This window comes from Streptomyces sp. F63 (assembly GCF_018070345.1).
Lineage (GTDB): Bacteria > Actinomycetota > Actinomycetes > Streptomycetales > Streptomycetaceae > Streptomyces.
In genome coordinates, this window is the sequence record NZ_JAGPXX010000001.1 from 258,191 (window position 1) to 273,594 (window position 15,404).

General features: G+C 73.6%; 15 protein-coding genes. 8 read left to right on the forward strand and 7 right to left on the reverse strand.

Annotated features, from left to right (window positions below):
- Positions 1–21 precede the first annotated feature (21 nt).
- Positions 22–513, forward strand: coding sequence for an Lrp/AsnC family transcriptional regulator (locus tag KBZ10_RS01165; protein WP_210985539.1), 492 nt, complete (start codon positions 22–24; stop codon positions 511–513).
- A gap of 144 nt (positions 514–657) precedes the next feature.
- Here the strand turns inward: KBZ10_RS01165 and KBZ10_RS01170 are convergent, their stop codons facing one another.
- Positions 658–1,248, reverse strand: coding sequence for a TetR/AcrR family transcriptional regulator (locus tag KBZ10_RS01170; protein ID WP_210985540.1), 591 nt, complete (start codon positions 1,246–1,248; stop codon positions 658–660).
- The gene (locus tag KBZ10_RS01175; RefSeq protein ID WP_210985541.1) at positions 1,245–2,906 is read right to left on the reverse strand and encodes a 3-hydroxyacyl-CoA dehydrogenase; all 1,662 of its coding nucleotides are present in this window, start codon (positions 2,904–2,906) and stop codon (positions 1,245–1,247) included. Before KBZ10_RS01175 ends, KBZ10_RS01170 begins: the two co-directional genes overlap by 4 nt.
- A 171-nt stretch (positions 2,907–3,077) precedes the next feature.
- Between KBZ10_RS01175 and paaN the strand changes: the two genes are divergently transcribed.
- Entirely contained in the window at positions 3,078–4,775 is a 1,698-nt protein-coding gene (gene paaN / locus KBZ10_RS01180) for a phenylacetic acid degradation protein PaaN (RefSeq protein ID WP_210985542.1), read from the forward strand.
- A gap of 89 nt (positions 4,776–4,864) precedes the next feature.
- Here paaN and KBZ10_RS01185 read toward each other — a convergent pair whose 3' ends face one another.
- Positions 4,865–5,932 (reverse strand): carbohydrate kinase family protein, encoded by a 1,068-nt coding sequence (locus KBZ10_RS01185; RefSeq protein WP_210985752.1) that lies wholly within the window; start codon positions 5,930–5,932, stop codon positions 4,865–4,867.
- Between the two features lie 316 nt (positions 5,933–6,248).
- Between KBZ10_RS01185 and KBZ10_RS01190 the strand changes: the two genes are divergently transcribed.
- Positions 6,249–7,622, forward strand: a complete 1,374-nt coding sequence (locus KBZ10_RS01190) for a 6-phospho-beta-glucosidase (protein WP_210985543.1) — start codon at positions 6,249–6,251, stop codon at positions 7,620–7,622.
- A gap of 4 nt (positions 7,623–7,626) precedes the next feature.
- On the opposite strand, the gene KBZ10_RS01195 is transcribed toward KBZ10_RS01190, so the two are convergent.
- The 3 genes from KBZ10_RS01195 to KBZ10_RS01205 are packed head-to-tail and all read right to left on the reverse strand — an operon-like array spanning position 7,627 to position 10,372.
- Positions 7,627–8,373: a TrmH family RNA methyltransferase gene (locus tag KBZ10_RS01195; RefSeq protein ID WP_374223285.1), complete on the reverse strand. Its 747-nt coding sequence runs from the start codon at positions 8,371–8,373 to the stop codon at positions 7,627–7,629.
- A complete protein-coding gene (locus tag KBZ10_RS01200) occupies positions 8,370–9,656 on the reverse strand; it encodes an HTTM domain-containing protein (protein WP_210985544.1) in 1,287 nt (428 codons plus the stop codon). Before KBZ10_RS01200 ends, KBZ10_RS01195 begins: the two co-directional genes overlap by 4 nt.
- A complete protein-coding gene (locus KBZ10_RS01205) occupies positions 9,653–10,372 on the reverse strand; it encodes a DUF5819 family protein (RefSeq protein WP_210985545.1) in 720 nt (239 codons plus the stop codon). The genes KBZ10_RS01200 and KBZ10_RS01205 overlap by 4 nt, the downstream gene beginning before the upstream one ends.
- A 202-nt stretch (positions 10,373–10,574) precedes the next feature.
- Between KBZ10_RS01205 and paaA the strand changes: the two genes are divergently transcribed.
- From paaA to paaE, 5 genes are read left to right on the forward strand one after another with little or no spacing between them, the layout of a single operon-like run.
- On the forward strand, positions 10,575–11,690 hold the full coding sequence (gene paaA, locus KBZ10_RS01210) for a 1,2-phenylacetyl-CoA epoxidase subunit PaaA (RefSeq protein ID WP_247701604.1): 1,116 nt from the start codon (positions 10,575–10,577) through the stop codon (positions 11,688–11,690).
- Positions 11,687–11,974, forward strand: a complete 288-nt coding sequence (paaB, locus tag KBZ10_RS01215) for a 1,2-phenylacetyl-CoA epoxidase subunit PaaB (RefSeq protein WP_210985546.1) — start codon at positions 11,687–11,689, stop codon at positions 11,972–11,974. The genes paaA and paaB overlap by 4 nt, the downstream gene beginning before the upstream one ends.
- Complete coding sequence (gene paaC / locus KBZ10_RS01220) at positions 11,971–12,723, forward strand: 1,2-phenylacetyl-CoA epoxidase subunit PaaC (protein ID WP_210985547.1); 753 nt, start codon at positions 11,971–11,973, stop codon at positions 12,721–12,723. Before paaB ends, paaC begins: the two co-directional genes overlap by 4 nt.
- Positions 12,717–13,220, forward strand: a complete 504-nt coding sequence (gene paaD / locus KBZ10_RS01225) for a 1,2-phenylacetyl-CoA epoxidase subunit PaaD (RefSeq protein WP_210985754.1) — start codon at positions 12,717–12,719, stop codon at positions 13,218–13,220. The genes paaC and paaD overlap by 7 nt, the downstream gene beginning before the upstream one ends.
- Entirely contained in the window at positions 13,221–14,315 is a 1,095-nt protein-coding gene (gene paaE, locus KBZ10_RS01230; protein ID WP_210985548.1) for a 1,2-phenylacetyl-CoA epoxidase subunit PaaE, read from the forward strand.
- Positions 14,316–14,474: 159 nt separating this feature from the next.
- On the opposite strand, the gene KBZ10_RS01235 is transcribed toward paaE, so the two are convergent.
- Positions 14,475–15,320 carry a hypothetical protein gene (locus tag KBZ10_RS01235; protein WP_210985549.1) on the reverse strand — a complete coding sequence of 282 codons (846 nt, stop codon included), beginning with the start codon at positions 15,318–15,320 and terminating at the stop codon, positions 14,475–14,477.
- Positions 15,321–15,404: the final 84 nt, after the last annotated feature.

Below are 15,404 nucleotides of genomic sequence, written 5' to 3' on the forward strand. Positions count from 1 at the left end.
ACGAGGGGGTGGCACAGGGAAATGCCCGCTGAACAGATGGCCGCCGACGACGGCCCGAGACCTCCCGCGCGGCCGCTCGACGCCATCGACCGCGACATCCTGCAGATCCTGCGCGCGGACGGCCGCGCCTCCATACGGTCCGTCGCCGAGCAGGTGCACGTCTCGCGCGCCAACGCCTACGCCCGCATCAACCGCCTCGTCGAGGACGGGGTCATCCGCGGCTTCAGCGCCCGGATCGACCAGGAGCGGGCCGGCCAGGGCGCGTCCGCGTACATCACCCTCAAGATCGTGCAGAACTCCTGGCGCCGGGTCCGCGAACAACTGCAGGAACTGCCGGGGGCCGCCCACATCGCCCTGGTCAGCGGGGACTTCGACGTGCTGCTGCTGGTGCACACCGAGGACAACCGGGCGCTGCGGGAACTGGTGCTCACGAGGATCCAGTCGATCCCGGAGGTGCTCAGCACCCGCACCCTGCTGGTTTTCGAGGAGACGGACCTCGGCCCGGAGCCGTAGACGGCGGGCGCGCCCCGCCGGTCCGGGCCCCGGACGGGTCGGGGCCCTGGACGGGTCGGGGCCCTGGACGGGTCGGGGCCCTGGACGGGTCGGGGCCCGGACCGCCGGGCCCGGTCCCGCAGAGGCCCCGGACGGCTGAGGCGCTCAGGAGATGCGCAGACCGCCGAAGGCCATCAGCACCACCGCGTCCGCGACCCGCTCGCGCTCGGCTGCTCCGCCACCGTCCGGGCGGTACCACTCCGCGATGGAGTTGATCATGCCGAAGAGCAGCCGCGTGGCGAGCCGCGCGTCGATGTCCTCGCGCAGATCGCCGTCCGCCGCCGCCTGCTTGAGCAGGGCCGCGACCCGCTGGTCGAACTCGCGGCGCCGCTCCATCGCCCAGCGCTCGGTGCCGGTGTTGCCGCGGACCCGCAGCAGCAGGGTCACGTAGGGCAGCTCGGTCATCAGCACCTCGACGGTGCGCCGCGTCACGTGCTCCAGCCGTTCGACGGCCCGGCCCTCCCGCGCGCCCGGTTCGTCGAGCACGGCGAACAGGCCGTCCAGCGCCCGGCTTATGGCCCGCCGCAGCAGCTCCTCCTTGCTGCGCACATGGTGGTAGATCGACGACTTGGAGATCCCCGCGGCCCGCGACAGGTGCTCCATGGAGGTGCCGTCGTAACCGCGCTCGATGAACACCCCGACGGCGACCGCGAGGAGCGATTCGGGCGTGTAGGTGTCGCGCTTGGCCATGGTCATGATTCAAGCAGGTTCTCTTCGGCGGCGGCCCGGCGGAGCAGATACGGGGACGGGGCGTAGCGGCCGGTGGGATGGGCCCGGTGGAGATTCCGCAGCACGTCCCGCACCCAGCGGGCGCCCAGGGCCTCGCCCCACTCCAGCGGTCCGCGCGGGTAGTTCACGCCGAGCCGCATGGCGGTGTCGGTGTCCTCGGCGGTCGCCACCCCGCGGCCCACGGCGTCGGCGGCGAAGTCCACGAGCATGGCGACCGTGCGGGCGACGATCAGGCCCGGTACGTCGGCGATCACGCTGACCTGCTTGCCCAGCGCCTGGAACAGTCCGATGGCGGCCGCCACCGCCTCCGGATCGGCACGCTCCGACGGGGCCAGCGCGACGCGGGCCGCGGCCCGGTAGTCCAGCGCCAGGTCGAACTTGATGTACGTGCCGGCGTCGTCGGTGGTGGCCGCGGACCCGTCGGTCAGGGCGAGGCGCGTGCCACCGGGCAGCGCCAGGAAGCCGCCCGCGGCATGCGGCGCCCCTTCCCGGACGACCGTGATGCCCGCCTCCTCGATCAGCGCGCACAGCTCCGCCGCCGGCCCCAGGTCCCCGTGGACGGCGATCACGGCCGGGGCCTCGCAGGGCGGCGCGGTGTGCGGCGCGGGCCGCTCGGCCTCCGGACCGTGGTCGTACCAGCCGCGGCCGGACTTGCGGCCGTGCAGCCCGGACTGCACCAGCCGCCGCTGGGCGAGGGAGGGCGTGAACTTGGGGTCCCGGAAGAAGGACTCCCACACGGAGTGGGTGACGGCCTCGTTGACGTCCTGGCCGATGAGGTCGGTCAGTTCGAACGGGCCCATCCGGAAGCCGCCGGACTCGCGCAGGACGGCGTCGACGGTGGCCGGACCGGCGGCCCGCTCCTCGTACACCCGGAATGCCTCGGCGTAGAACGGGCGCGCGACCCGGTTGACGATGAAGCCGGGGGTGTCCGTGCAGCGCACCGGGGTCTTCCCCCAGGCGGCGGCCGTGGCCTGCGCGCGGTCGGCCGCCGCGGCGTCGGTGGCGAAGCCGCTGACGACCTCGACCAGCGGCAGCAGCGGTGCCGGGTTGAAGAAGTGCAGTCCCAGGAAGCGGCCCGGCCGCCGCAGGGCGCCCGCCACGGCGGTGACGGAGAGCGAGGAGGTGTTGGTCGCCAGCAGGCAGTCGTCCGCGACGACCTCCTCCAGCGCCGTGAACAGGTCCCGCTTGACCCCGGCGTCCTCGGCGACGGCCTCCACCACGAGCGCGGCGTCCGCGAGTTCGGTGATCGCGGCGGCCGGGGCGAGGCGGGCGCGGGCCGCGTCGCGGTCGGCGGGGGCCATGCGCCCCTTGTCCACCAGCCGGTCGAGGCGGGCGGCGATGCCCTCCGCCGCCTCGGCGGCCCGGCCGGGCACGGCGTCGTACAGCCGGACGGGATGCCCGGCCACGAGGGCGACCTGGGCGATGCCGGCGCCCATGGTGCCGGTGCCGACGACGGCGACGGTGCGGTCCGGGCCGAGCGGGGCGGGGCCGGCGGCCGGCGTGCCGGATCCCGCGGTGGCCAGGGCGGTGGCCGGGTCGGTGGCCGGGTCGGAGCCCGCGGGGCGGTGGCCGGAGCCCGCCGGGGTCTTTCCGCCCGGGGTCGCCGTCGGCTCGGCTTCGGTCATGCGCACATACCTTTCACCCGGGGACGAGGAGTTCTCCGGAGTTTTCCACAGCCCCTTGTCCCGACCGATCGTTCGGTTACTCTAAAGCCGTTCCCGCATCCGCACCCCACCGTCCCTCTCACGGAGCGCTCAGGCGCGCCGTTCCCCGGTTCGACGAGGAGTTGGTCAGACATGGCCCCCCATCTCACCGCACACCAGCTCGCCGAGCGGCACCGCCCCACGCTCGACCGGGCCCTGGAGGCCGTCCGGACCCGGGCGTACTGGTCGCCCCACCCGGAGCACCCGAAGGCCTACGGCGAGAACGCCGCCGAGGAGGGCAGGGCCGCGTTCGACGCGCTGCTCGGCCGCCGCCTGGAGCTGGACCAGCCGGGGACCGACGCCTGGACGGGCGGCGAGGTCTCCCCGTACGGCCTCGAACTCGGCGTGGAGTACCCGCACCCCGATGCGGAGGTGTTGCTGCCCGCCATGCGGGCCGGCATGGGCGACTGGCGACGGGCCGGAGCCGAGACGCGCGCCCTGGTCTGCCTGGAGATCCTGGCCCGGATCAGCGCCCGCACCCATGAGTTCGCGCACGCCGTGATGCACACCTCCGGCCAGGCCTTCCTGATGGCTTTCCAGGCCGGCGGCCCGCACGCCCAGGACCGCGGTCTGGAGGCGGTGGCGTACGCCTACGCCGAGCAGGCCCGGGTGCCGGAGCGCGCGGAGTGGTCCAAGCCGCAGGGCAAGCGCGAGCCCCTCGAACTCACCAAGACCTTCACGCCCGTGCCGCGCGGCATCTCGCTGCTCATCGGCTGCAACACCTTCCCCACCTGGAACGGCTACCCCGGCTTCTTCGCCTCCCTGGCGACGGGCAATCCGGTCCTGGTCAAACCGCATCCGCGGGCCGTGCTGCCGCTCGCCCTGACCGTCGCGGCGGCCCGGGAGGTGCTGGCGGAGGCCGGGTTCGACCCCAATCTGGTGGCGCTGGCCGCGGAGCTGCCCGAGGAGGGTCTGGCGAAGACGCTGGCCACCCGCCCGGAGATCCGCATCATCGACTACACCGGCTCCTCGTCCTTCGGCGACTGGCTGGAGGAGAACGCCCGCCAGGCGCAGGTGTACACCGAGAAGGCCGGGGTCAACACGATCGTCGTCGACTCGACCGACGACTACCGCGGCATGCTGGCCAACCTCGCCTTCTCCCTGTCGCTGTACAGCGGCCAGATGTGCACCACCCCGCAGAACCTCCTCGTCCCGCGCGACGGCATCACCACGGATGCCGGTCCGAAGTCCTACGACGAGGTGGTGGCGGACCTCGCGGCCGCCGTGGAGAAGCTCCTCGGTGACGACGCCCGGGCGAACGCGCTGCTCGGCGCCCTGGTCAATCCGCAGGTGAAGAAGCGCGTCGAGGAGGCCGGCGAACTGGGCGAAACCGCCCTCGCCTCCCGCCCGGTGGCCAGTGCGGAGTTCCCGGGCGCCACGGTCCGCACCCCCGTCGTGGTCAAGCTCGACGGCGCCCGGAAGCTGTGGGAGGGCGACGGAAACCGGCCGGCCTTCCTCAGCGAGTGCTTCGGCCCGGTGGCCTTCGCGGTCGCCGTGGACTCCACGGCCGACGGGGTCGAGCTGCTGCGCCGCACCATCCGGGAGCACGGCGCGATGACCGTCGGCGCGTACACCACCTCCGAGGAGGTGGAGCGCATGGTGGAGGACGTCTGTCTGGAGGAGTGCGCCCAGTTGTCGCTCAACCTGACCGGCGGGGTGTACGTCAACCAGACCGCGGCCTTCTCCGACTTCCACGGCTCCGGCGGGAATCCGGCGGCGAACGCCGCGCTGTGCGACGTGGCCTTCGTGGCGAACCGCTTCCGTACGGTCGAGGTGCGCCGGCCCGCCTGACGCTGCCGTACCGCCCCGCCCTCGTGGGGGCACCGTGAGAGCGGGGCCGTGTGCCGCGGGCGGCCGTTCCCGGCCGCCCGCGGCCCCGCTCAGTGGGTGCGGAAGCCAATGGTCGGGGTGGCCCGGCGCAGCGGCCAGTCCGCGGTACCCGCGGGGAGGAGATCGTCGAGGAAGCGGTAGCGCCGCATCACCTCCTCGCTCTGCCCGCCGCACTTGATGGCGTACTGCCACCAGGCGGCGACCTCGGCCCAGCCGGGAGCCGAGAGCGATCCCCCGAAGTGCTGCACGGACAGCGCCGCGGTGAGATTGGCGAAGGCGAGCCGGTCGGCGAGCGGCCAGCCGGCCAGGGTGCCGGTGATGAAACCGGCCATGAAGACGTCGCCCGCCCCGGTCGGGTCGAGGGCCTCCACACCCAGGGCCGGCACATCGGCGCTCTCCCCGGTGAGCCCGTCGATCGCCACCGCGCCCGCGGCCCCCTTGGTGACCACCGCGACCGGCACCAGCTCGGCCAGCGCCCGCACCGCGGCCTCCGGGCTGTCGGTACGGGTGTAGTGCTGGGCCTCGGTCGCATTGGGCAGAAAGGCGTGGCAGTGGGTGAGGTCGGCAAGCGTGTCCGGGTCCCACACGCCGCTCCCGTCCCAGCCCACATCGGCGAAGACCTTGCTGCCCTCGCCATGGGCCCGGCGCACCCAGTCGTCCAGCCGCCGGCCCGGGTCCAGAGAAGCCACACAGGCCAGGGAGCGCGGCCGTTCGGCGACGCTGACGCAGGGGGTCGGCGCCGCGTGCCCGTGCGACACCATGGTCCGCTCGCCCTCGTAGGCCATGGAGACGGTGACCGGCGAGTGCCAGCCGGGCGCGCGGTGGGACGGCCCGAGGTCGATGCCCTCGCAGTCCGCGAGGCTCTCCCAGCAGTAGTCGCCGTAGACGTCGTCGCCGAAGGCCGCAGCCAGTGCGGTGCGGAGTCCGAGCCGGCGCAGCGCGGTGGCCATATTGGCCGCCCCGCCCGGGCTGGACCCCATACCGCGGGCCCAGGTCTCGGTGCCCCGCACCGGCGCGTGGTCCAGCCCGGTGAAGACGATGTCGAGGAAGACGGTTCCGGTCAGGAAGACGTCCGTCACCGGATCGTCCTCACGCCGTACGGCGGACAGCGGATCCATCGGCGTCCGCGACGGCGCGGGATGGGCGGTTCCGGTGTTGCTCAACGCACTCGTGCCTCTCTCACTGGACCTGTCACCGGTGCTGTGACCGGGCGGTTCACCTCTTCGCGACGACCGGCACGGCGCTCCCCAGGCCGTGGGCCGGGGGTACCCCCACGCCGCATTGCCCGGCACGCGCGGACGTCCCCGTCCGCGGCGGGCCGGTGCCCCGCCGTGCCGCGCACCGCACCGGGCAGCGCGGCTTCCCGCCGGACCCTCCCGGTCGCAGCACTAGTGTGACGGACACCTTGCGAGGCGATGGGGAGGTTGTCCAGGCATGAGGCTGACCGTGCTGGGCGGTGGCGGTTTCCGCGTACCGCTGGTGTACCGGGCGCTGCTCGGCGACAGCGGCGATCCGGCGGGCCGCTGCACCGAACTGGTCCTGTACGACACCGACCGCGGCCGTCTCGACGCCATCGGCGCCGTGCTCGCCCGCCAGGCCGCCCTCCACGCCGAGCGCGACGGGTCCGGCGGCCCCGCGCCCGCCGTCCGGCTCACCACCGACCTGGACGAGGCGCTGCGCGGCGCCGACTTCGTCTTCTCCGCGATCCGCGTCGGCGGCCTGGAGGGCCGGGTCCGCGACGAGCGGATCCCGCTGGGCGAGGGCGTACTGGGCCAGGAGACGGTGGGCGCGGGGGGCGTGCTCTACGGGCTGCGCACCCTGCCGGTGGCGGTACGGATCGCCGAACGCATCGCCGCCGTCGCCCCGGACGCCTGGGTCATCAACTTCACCAATCCGGCGGGTATGGTCACCGAGGCCATGGGCCGCGTCTTCCGCGAACGCGGCCTGCCGGACCGGGTGATCGGCATCTGCGACTCCCCGGTCGGCCTGTGCCGGCGCGCCGCGCGTGCCCTGGGCGCCGACCCCGACCGCGCCGACTACGACTACGTCGGCCTCAACCATCTGGGCTGGCTGCGCCGGCTCACCGTGGACGGCCGCGACCTGCTGCCCCGCCTGCTCGGCGACCGCGCCGCCCTGGAGTCCTTCGAGGAGGGGAAGCTCTTCGGCGCCGACTGGCTGCGGGCCCTCGGCGCGCTGCCCAACGAGTATCTGCACTACTACTACTTCACCCGGGAGACGGTGGCCTCCCTGACCGCCGCCGAGGCCACCCGGGGCGAATTCCTCCGCCGTCAGCAGGCCCGCTTCTACGCAGGCGAGACCGCAGGCGGCGACGCCGGCGGGGATCCGTACGAGGCGTGGGAGCGCACCCGCCTCGAACGCGAGGAGACGTACATGGCGGAGAGCCGTGCGGCGACCGGCGGCTGGCAGCGCGACAGCTGCGATCTCGACGGCGGCGGCTACGACCGGGTGGCGCTGGCCCTGATGCGCGCCATCGCCCGCAACGAGCGGACCAAGCTGATCCTCAACGTGCCGGGGCGCGGCGCGGTGCCGGGGCTGGACGCGGACGCCGTGGTGGAGGTGCCCTGCCTGGTGGACGCGGGGGGCGCACGTCCGCTGGCCACCGGGGCGGTGGCACCGGATCAGCTCGGGCTGATGCTGACCCTCAAGGCCGTGGAGCGCTCCGCGATCGAGGCCGCGGCAAGCGGTTCGCGCGCCGCCGCCCTGCGTGCGCTGGCCCTCCACCCGCTGGTGGACTCGGTCCGGGTGGCGGAGCGGATCCTGGACGCCGAGGACCGGTTCCGCTGCTGAGGCCTCAGCCGAACACGTGCGTCTGGACCCAGGCGTGCATGGCGATGGCCGCCGCAGCGCCCGCGTTGATCGACCGGGTGGAGCCGAACTGCGCGATCGAGCAGACCATGGCGGCGTGTTTCCGCGCCTCCGCGGTGAGGCCCGGCCCCTCCTGCCCGAACAGCAGCACGCAGCGGCGCGGGAGCACGGTGGTCTCCAGGGGTACCGAGCCGGGCAGGTTGTCGATGCCGATGACGGGCAGTCCCTCGGCCTCGGCCCAGGCGGTGAGGTCCGCGGTGTCCGGGTGGTGCCGGACGTGCTGGTACCGGTCGGTGACCATCGCGCCCCGCCGGTTCCAGCGCCGCCGTCCGACGATGTGCACCTCCTGCGCCAGGAAGGCGTTGGCGGTGCGCACCACGGAGCCGATGTTGAAGTCGTGGGTCCAGTTCTCCACCGCGATGTGGAAGGCGTGGCGGCGCGTGTCCAGATCGGCGACGATCGCCTCACGCGTCCAGTAGCGGTACCGGTCGACGACGTTGCGGCGGTCGCCGTGCGCGAGCAGTCCGGGATCCCAGCGGTCGCCGGTGGGCCACGGCCGCGGGTGCGGCCCGACGCCGACGGTCCCGGGGGTGTAGTCCTCGTCGTACTGCACGGGTTCGGTGCCGGGTCCGGGTCCGGGGCCGGCTTCCGGACCGGAGTCCCGGCCCGGTCTCCCGGCCGGCTCGTCCGGTGCCGCCGGCGGCACCGCCTCGCGGGGGTTCTCGCTGCTCACCCGACGAGGGTACGGTGCCGCCGGTCCTCCGGATCGCCGGCCGCCGGCTCACCGGACGGATCCGCCGCGCCACCGCCGCGGCGCGGCGGACGGCCGGGCAGCAGCCGGTCGCGGATCCGCCGGGTGACGCGGTCCGTGATCCGCCCCGTGGCCCGCAGGAAGCCGGTGGGCAGGAACACCGCGTCCGCCGCGATCATCGCGAGCGAGAAGAAGGGCAGTCCGAGGACCACCGAGATGGCGAAGTGCTCGGTCATCATCGCGGCCAGCAGGACGTTCTTGACCCGCCGGTTGAAGAGCGTGAACGGGAAGGCGACCTGGACGATCACCGTGCCGTAGGTGATCAGCATCACCATCGCGCCGTTGGAGCCGAGCGCCTCCGAGAGGGCCGGCCACGGCGTGAAGTAGTCGAGGTTGAGCGGATAGTGCAGCGCGGTGCCGTCCTGCCAGCGCGAGCCCTGCACCTTGTACCAGCCGGCGGTCGCGTAGATCAGGCAGACCTCCGCCATGATCACGAACAGGGCGGCGTTGTGGACCAGGTTGGCGGTCATGTCGAGCACCGCGCGGAGTTCGCCGCGGGGCGCGTGGCGGGACACCGCCCACCACAGGGCGTGCACCAGCCAGAGGCCCCAGAAGACCACCGCCCAGCCGGTCGCCAGACCGGGGAGGAGGGAGGCCAGGGCCAGCACGAGGCCGAGCAGCGACCAGAGGACGACACCGGTGACGTCCCGCGGGGCCCGGCCCGCCCCGGCTGCCGCGTCGTCGGCGCCCTCGCCGCCCTCGCCGCCCTCCGCGGCCCGTTCCCTCCGCCGCGCACGGCGGGCGTCCAGCGACCAGACCCGGCCGCAGCGGGTCAGCACCAGGTAGAGCGCCATGAGGTGGATGACGTTGTCCCCGCCGTCCCCCATGAAGACGCTGCGGTTCTGCAGCGACAGCACGCCCACCATGAACAGCACGGAGAGCGTGCGGGTGCGCCAGCCGAGCAGCAGCAGCGCGCTCGCCGCCACGGACAGCAGATACACCGCTTCGAACCACAGCCGCCCGTCGGACCACATGAGCACCGTGAAGGCGCCGTTGCCGTCGGTCAGCTGCCGGGCCATCTCCCAGCTCCAGGGCCCGTCGGGGCCGTACAGCTCCCGGCGGTTCGGCCACTCGCGCAGCAGGAAGACCAGCCAGGTGAAGGAGAAACCGATCCGCACCACGGCGGACTGGTACGGGCCCAGGGCACCGCCCGTGACACGGGTGACACCCCGCGCGAGGACGGCGGCGACGCCGGAGACGCTCACTTGTCACTCACCACCGCTGCCTGCCCGGGGCGGGCGCTGCCCGGTACGTCGCCGGGGCCGACGGGCCACCAGGGCAGTTCCCGGTGCACCGTCCCGCCGCCGGACGGCCGGCCGGCCGTCTCCCCGTCGCCGGGGGTCCAGGCGGGCGGGCGCACCGGAGTGGTGGCGGAGCGCACCTGGACACGGAGGACCTCCGTTCCGGCGGTCTCGGGACCGATCCGGGAGAGGACGATGCGCCGCAGATACTCCTCGGAGAGAGCGCCCCGCAGCCCGTTCGGCCGGTTCTCCTCGTCGTGCGAGCCGGTGAAGAAGTCCCAGGCGCGGCGGAGTTCGTTCTGGTGGACGTGGCTGGGAACCGGGTTGTGGCGGACGGCCTCGGCGTCCCGGGCGGTGAGGTTGGTCCAGCGGGTGACCGAGATGCCGCCGTCGGACGCCATGACCTCGGCCCGGGCCTGCACGGCGATGTTCTGCTGGAGCGGGTTGGGGGCGAACAGTTTCCAGTTCTGCTCGAACTCCGGGTAGACGTAGCCGTCGATCGTCCCGCCGTGCCGCTTGGAGACCGTGTTCTCCGGTGCGACGTGCAGAAACACCATCGCCAGATGGACCAGGGCGGTGACCGTGACGACCCCGAGGGCCACCGCGACGGCTATGCGCCCGGGCCACGACAGTGCGCCCATCCCGGCGTTGTCCGCCGCTCCGTGCTCGTCTGCGTCCATCGCGCCTCTCCCTGGCTTCCCCCCGGTCCCCGAGAACGGTACTCAGCACGCTCGGACCGGCACAGGTCCGTCAGGTTATCCACAGCCTTGACACCCCACAGCCCTCCCCGCACCATTGAACCGAACGATCGGTCGGTCGGTGGCTCGCCGGGACCGGATGTCGGTGGCCCGCCGGGGCCGGATCACGGGAACGAGGGGTGGCATGACGGCGGCTGGAACGACAGCGGCAGGGCGGGCCGGGGCGGCCGCGCCGGGCACGGCGGCACCCGCCGGGGGACCGGCGCCGGAGCCGCCCGGCCCCGAAGCCGCACGAGCGGTCTTCGAGGCGACGGTGGCGGCGGACGAGCGCGTCGAGCCCCGGGACTGGATGCCGGACGACTACCGCGCCACCCTCGTCCGGCAGATGGCGCAGCACGCCCACTCCGAGATCATCGGCATGCAGCCGGAGGCCAACTGGATCACCCGCGCGCCCTCCCTGCGGCGCAAGGCGATCCTGATGGCCAAGGTGCAGGACGAGGCCGGGCACGGCCTGTACCTCTACAGCGCCACCGAGACGCTGGGCGTGAGCCGCGCGGAGCTGCTGGACAAGCTGCACAGCGGCCGCCAGCGGTACTCCTCCATCTTCAACTACCCCACGCTCACCTGGGCCGACGTCGGTGCGATCGGCTGGCTGGTGGACGGGGCGGCGATCACCAACCAGGTCCCGCTGTGCCGCTGTTCGTATGGGCCCTACGCCCGCGCCATGGTGCGGGTCTGCAAGGAGGAGTCGTTCCACCAGCGCCAGGGATACGAACTCCTCCTCGCGCTCAGCCGGGGCACCGAGGCGCAGCACGCGATGGCGCAGGACGCCGTCGACCGCTGGTGGTGGCCGTCACTGATGATGTTCGGCCCCCCGGACGCCGAGTCCTCGCACAGCGACCGCTCCATGGCCTGGAAGATCAAGCGGCACTCCAACGACGAGCTGCGCCAGCGCTTCGTGGACGCCTGCGTTCCGCAGGCGGAGTCCCTCGGCCTGACCCTCCCCGACCCGGAGCTGGCCTGGAACGAGGAGCGCGGGCACTACGACTTCGGCCCGATCGACTGGCAGGAGTTCCGCGAGATCCTGCGCGGCAACGGCCCCTGCAACGACCAGCGGATCTCCCAGCGCCGCCGGGCGCACGAGCAGGGTGCCTGGGTGCGGGAGGCCGCGGCGGCGTACGCCGCGAAGCACGGCGCGGAAGGACGGGAGCCCGGCGGGCCCCGGACGGCCGAGCCGCACACCGAGGAACAGAGCACCGGTGGGCGGAAGCCCGCCGCGCACGGAGAGGCAAGCGCATGAGCCACGACGACTGGCCGCTGTGGGAGGTCTTCGTACGAAGCCGGCGCGGCCTCTCCCACACCCACGCCGGCAGCCTGCACGCCCCGGACGCCGAGATGGCCCTGCGCAACGCCCGCGATCTCTACACGCGGCGCGCCGAGGGCGTCTCGATCTGGGTGGTGCCCTCCGCGTCCGTGACCGCCTCCTCCCCGGACGAGAAGGACGCGTTCTTCGAACCCTCCGCCGACAAGCCCTACCGGCACCCGACCTTCTACGAGATCCCCGAGGGGGTGCCGCACCTGTGAGCACACCACCGAACGCCCCGGCCCAGCCGGCCGCGCACGCCGCGGCGGCTCTCGCCCTCGGCGACGACGCCCTCGTCCTCTCCCACCGGCTGGGGGAGTGGGCCGGGCACGCCCCCGTCCTGGAGGAGGAGGTCGCGCTCGCCAATATCGCCCTCGATCTGCTGGGCCAGGCCCGGCTGCTGCTGTCCCTCGCCGGTGACGAGGACGAGCTCGCCTTCCTCCGCGAGGAGCGGGCCTTCCGCAACACCCAGCTCGTGGAGCAGCCGAACGGCGACTTCGCCCGGACCATCGCCCGCCAGCTCTACTTCTCCGTGTACCAGGAGCTGCTGTACGGCAGGCTCGCCGCGGGCGGCGGGCCCTTCGCACCGATCGCGGCCAAGGCCGTGAAGGAGGTCGCCTACCACCGCGACCACGCCGAGTTGTGGACTCTCCGCCTCGGCGACGGCACGGAGGAGAGCCACCGCCGGATGGCGGCCGGGCTGGCGGAGCTGTGGCGCTTCACCGGCGAGCTGTTCCAGCCGGTGGAAGGGCTCGGACTCGACGCCGCCGCGATGGCCGAGCTGGAGACGGAGTGGTCCGGCCGGATCACGGCCGTCCTCCGGCGGTCCACGCTCTCCCTCCCCGAGGGGCCCCGGCACAGCGGCTGGGCGGCCGGCGCCGGACGGCAGGGCCTGCACACCGAGCCCTTCGGCCGGATGCTGGCCGAGATGCAGCATCTGCACCGCAGCCACCCAGGGGCGTCCTGGTGACCGGCACGGCGCTGGAAGAGCGGCTGCGCGAACTGGCCGGTTCCGTGCCCGACCCGGAGCTGCCGATGCTCACTCTCGCCGAACTGGGCGTCGTGCGCGGGCTGCGGCTGCTCGGGCCCGGCCGGGTCGAGGTCGAGCTGACGCCGACGTACACCGGCTGCCCCGCGGTCGGCACGATGGCCGCCGACATCGAGCGGATACTCCGGGAGGACGGCATACCGGAAGTCACCGTCCGCACCGTGCTCTCCCCGCCCTGGACCACGGACGCCATCAGCGCCGAAGGGCGCCGCAAGCTCCGCGAGTCCGGCATCGCGCCGCCCCGCCCCGGCGGAGCCGCCGCGACCGGCGGGCCCGTGCCGGTGGAGCTGTCCCTGCGCTGCCCGAACTGCGGCTCGACGGACACCACCCTGCTGAGCCGCTTCTCCTCCACCGCGTGCAAGGCACTGCGCCGCTGCGAGTCCTGCCGCGAACCCTTCGACCACTTCAAGGAGTTGTAGATGACCGCGGCTGCCCGTCACGGCGCGTTCCATCCGCTGCGCGTGGCCGCGGTCGACCGGCTGACCGACGACTCGGTCACCGTCACCTTCGCCGTGCCACCCGCACTCCGCCCGGCGTTCCGCCACCGCCCGGGGCAGCATCTGACGCTCCGGACGCGGATCGACGGCGCGGAGATCCGCCGCACCTACTCGATCTGCGCGCCGGTGACCGATCCGGACGGCCCCGCCACCCTGCGCGTGGGCATCCGGCTCGTGGAGGGCGGCGTCTTCTCCACCCACGCCCTCAAGGAACTGTCCGCCGGGGACACCCTGGAGGTGATGACCCCGGCCGGGCGGTTCGTCCTCGATCCGCGCCCCGGGACGTATGCCGCCGTGGTCGGCGGCAGTGGCATCACCCCCGTGCTGTCCATCGTCGCGAGCCTGCTGGCGCGGGAACCGGAGGCGCGCTTCTGCCTCGTCCGCAGCGACCGGACCACGGCCTCGGCGATGTTCCTGGAGGAGCTCGCGGACCTCAAGGACCGCTATCCGCAGCGGTTCCAGCTGGTGCAGACCTTCTCCCGGGAGCAGCAGCAGGCCGGTCCGGCCTCCGGCCGGCTCGACGAGGAACGGCTGGCGGCCCTTCTCCCGGCGCTGCTGCCGGTGGACCGTGTCGACGGCTGGTTCCTCTGCGGCCCGTACGGGCTGGTCGAGGGCGCCTCCGGGGCCCTGCGCGCTCTGGGGGTCCCGCGCGACCGCGTCCACCAGGAGATCTTCCATGTGGACGGCTCCCCGGCCGGGGAGGGAGCGGCCGTGGCCGCCGCGGCGGCGCCGGGGCCGGAGGACAGCACACTCGCCGTGACCCTCGACGGCCGCTCCGGACCGGCCAGTCTCCGGAGCGGCGAATCCCTGCTGGAGACCGTGCTGCGCAACCGCGCGGACGCTCCCTACGCCTGCAAGGGCGGTGTCTGCGGCACCTGCCGGGCCCTGCTGGTCTCGGGAGAAGTGCGAATGGACCGCAACTTCGCCCTGGAACCGGACGAGCTCGACGCCGGATATGTGCTGGCCTGCCAGTCGCATCCCACCACGGAACGGGTGGAGCTGGACTTCGACCGCTGATCCGGCCCGGAAGGGTGCCGGGCGGCAGGGGCCCGGCACCCGCGCCGGGGCGGGCGCGCGCCGGGACGGGCACCCCGGGCCGCGCCCGGCGGCAGCCGCCGGGGACCCGCTGCCGCGGGAGGCTCCGCCACCGGCTCGGTCACCGGCTCGGTCACCGCACTAGCCGCTGGTCAGCTTCGCCAGTGCGGCCTCGCGCTCGGAGACCTGCGCCAGCAACTGTTCGGCGATCTCCTCCAGGAGCTTGTCCGGGTCGTCGGGAGCCATCTTCAGCATCTGGCCGATGGCGCTCGACTCCAGCTCCGAGGCGAGGCCGGCCAGCATCTCCTTCCGCTGGGCGAGCCATTCCAGACGGGCGTACAGTTCCTCGCTCCGGTCCAGCGCGCGCTCCACCGGACGCGGACCGGACTCCCACTCCTCGGTGAGCCCCCGCAGCGTTTCCTCGTCTCCGAGGGAGTACGCGGCGTTGACCCGCACGATGAAGGCGTCCCGGCGCTGCCGCTCGGCCTCGTCCCGGGCGAGGTCCGGATGGGCCCTGCGCACCAGCTCGCGGTAGATCCGCCGGGCCTCCTCACTCGGCCGCACCCGGGCCGGCGGCCGCACCGGCTGCTCGTTGAGCATGGCCGCGGCCTCCGGCGGGATGCCCTCGGAGTCCACCCAGCCGTGGAACAGCTCCTCGACCCCGGGCATCGGCTGCACCAGACCGCGCAGCTCCTCCGCCCGGCGTACGTCCTCCGGCTTGCCCGTCCGCGCCGCGACCGCTTCCGCGATCAGGGCGTCCAGCTCGTCCAGCCGGGAGTACATCGGGCCGAGCCGCTGGTGGTGCAGCCGGGAGAAGTTCTCCACCTCGACCCGGAACGTCTCCACCGCGATCTCGAACTCGATCAGCGCCTGCTCGGCCGCGAGCACCGCCCGCTCCAGACGCTGGGTGGCCGCCCGCTCGGCCTCGCGCTGCTCGGGCGTGGGCTCGGGCGTGGGCTCGGTCTGCTCGGCTTCCGGATTCGTCACCGGTACAGCCTACGAGCAACGCCGGCGCGCCTCCGACCCGCCGTCGGCCGCATTCCGCGCCCGTCCCGCCCGGCCCTCCCCGAA

Bases quoted from the DNA above. Each gene is read 5' to 3' on its own strand.
- KBZ10_RS01165 (WP_210985539.1), top strand. From the start codon at position 22: ATGCCCGCTGAACAGATGGCCGCCGACGACGGCCCGAGACCTCCCGCG.
- KBZ10_RS01170 (WP_210985540.1), bottom strand. From the start codon at position 1,248: ATGACCATGGCCAAGCGCGACACCTACACGCCCGAATCGCTCCTCGCG.
- KBZ10_RS01175 (WP_210985541.1), bottom strand. From the start codon at position 2,906: ATGACCGAAGCCGAGCCGACGGCGACCCCGGGCGGAAAGACCCCGGCG.
- paaN (WP_210985542.1), top strand. From the start codon at position 3,078: ATGGCCCCCCATCTCACCGCACACCAGCTCGCCGAGCGGCACCGCCCC.
- KBZ10_RS01185 (WP_210985752.1), bottom strand. From the start codon at position 5,932: ATGGATCCGCTGTCCGCCGTACGGCGTGAGGACGATCCGGTGACGGAC.
- KBZ10_RS01190 (WP_210985543.1), top strand. From the start codon at position 6,249: ATGAGGCTGACCGTGCTGGGCGGTGGCGGTTTCCGCGTACCGCTGGTG.
- KBZ10_RS01205 (WP_210985545.1), bottom strand. From the start codon at position 10,372: ATGGACGCAGACGAGCACGGAGCGGCGGACAACGCCGGGATGGGCGCA.
- paaA (WP_247701604.1), top strand. From the start codon at position 10,575: ATGACGGCGGCTGGAACGACAGCGGCAGGGCGGGCCGGGGCGGCCGCG.
- paaB (WP_210985546.1), top strand. From the start codon at position 11,687: ATGAGCCACGACGACTGGCCGCTGTGGGAGGTCTTCGTACGAAGCCGG.
- paaE (WP_210985548.1), top strand. From the start codon at position 13,221: ATGACCGCGGCTGCCCGTCACGGCGCGTTCCATCCGCTGCGCGTGGCC.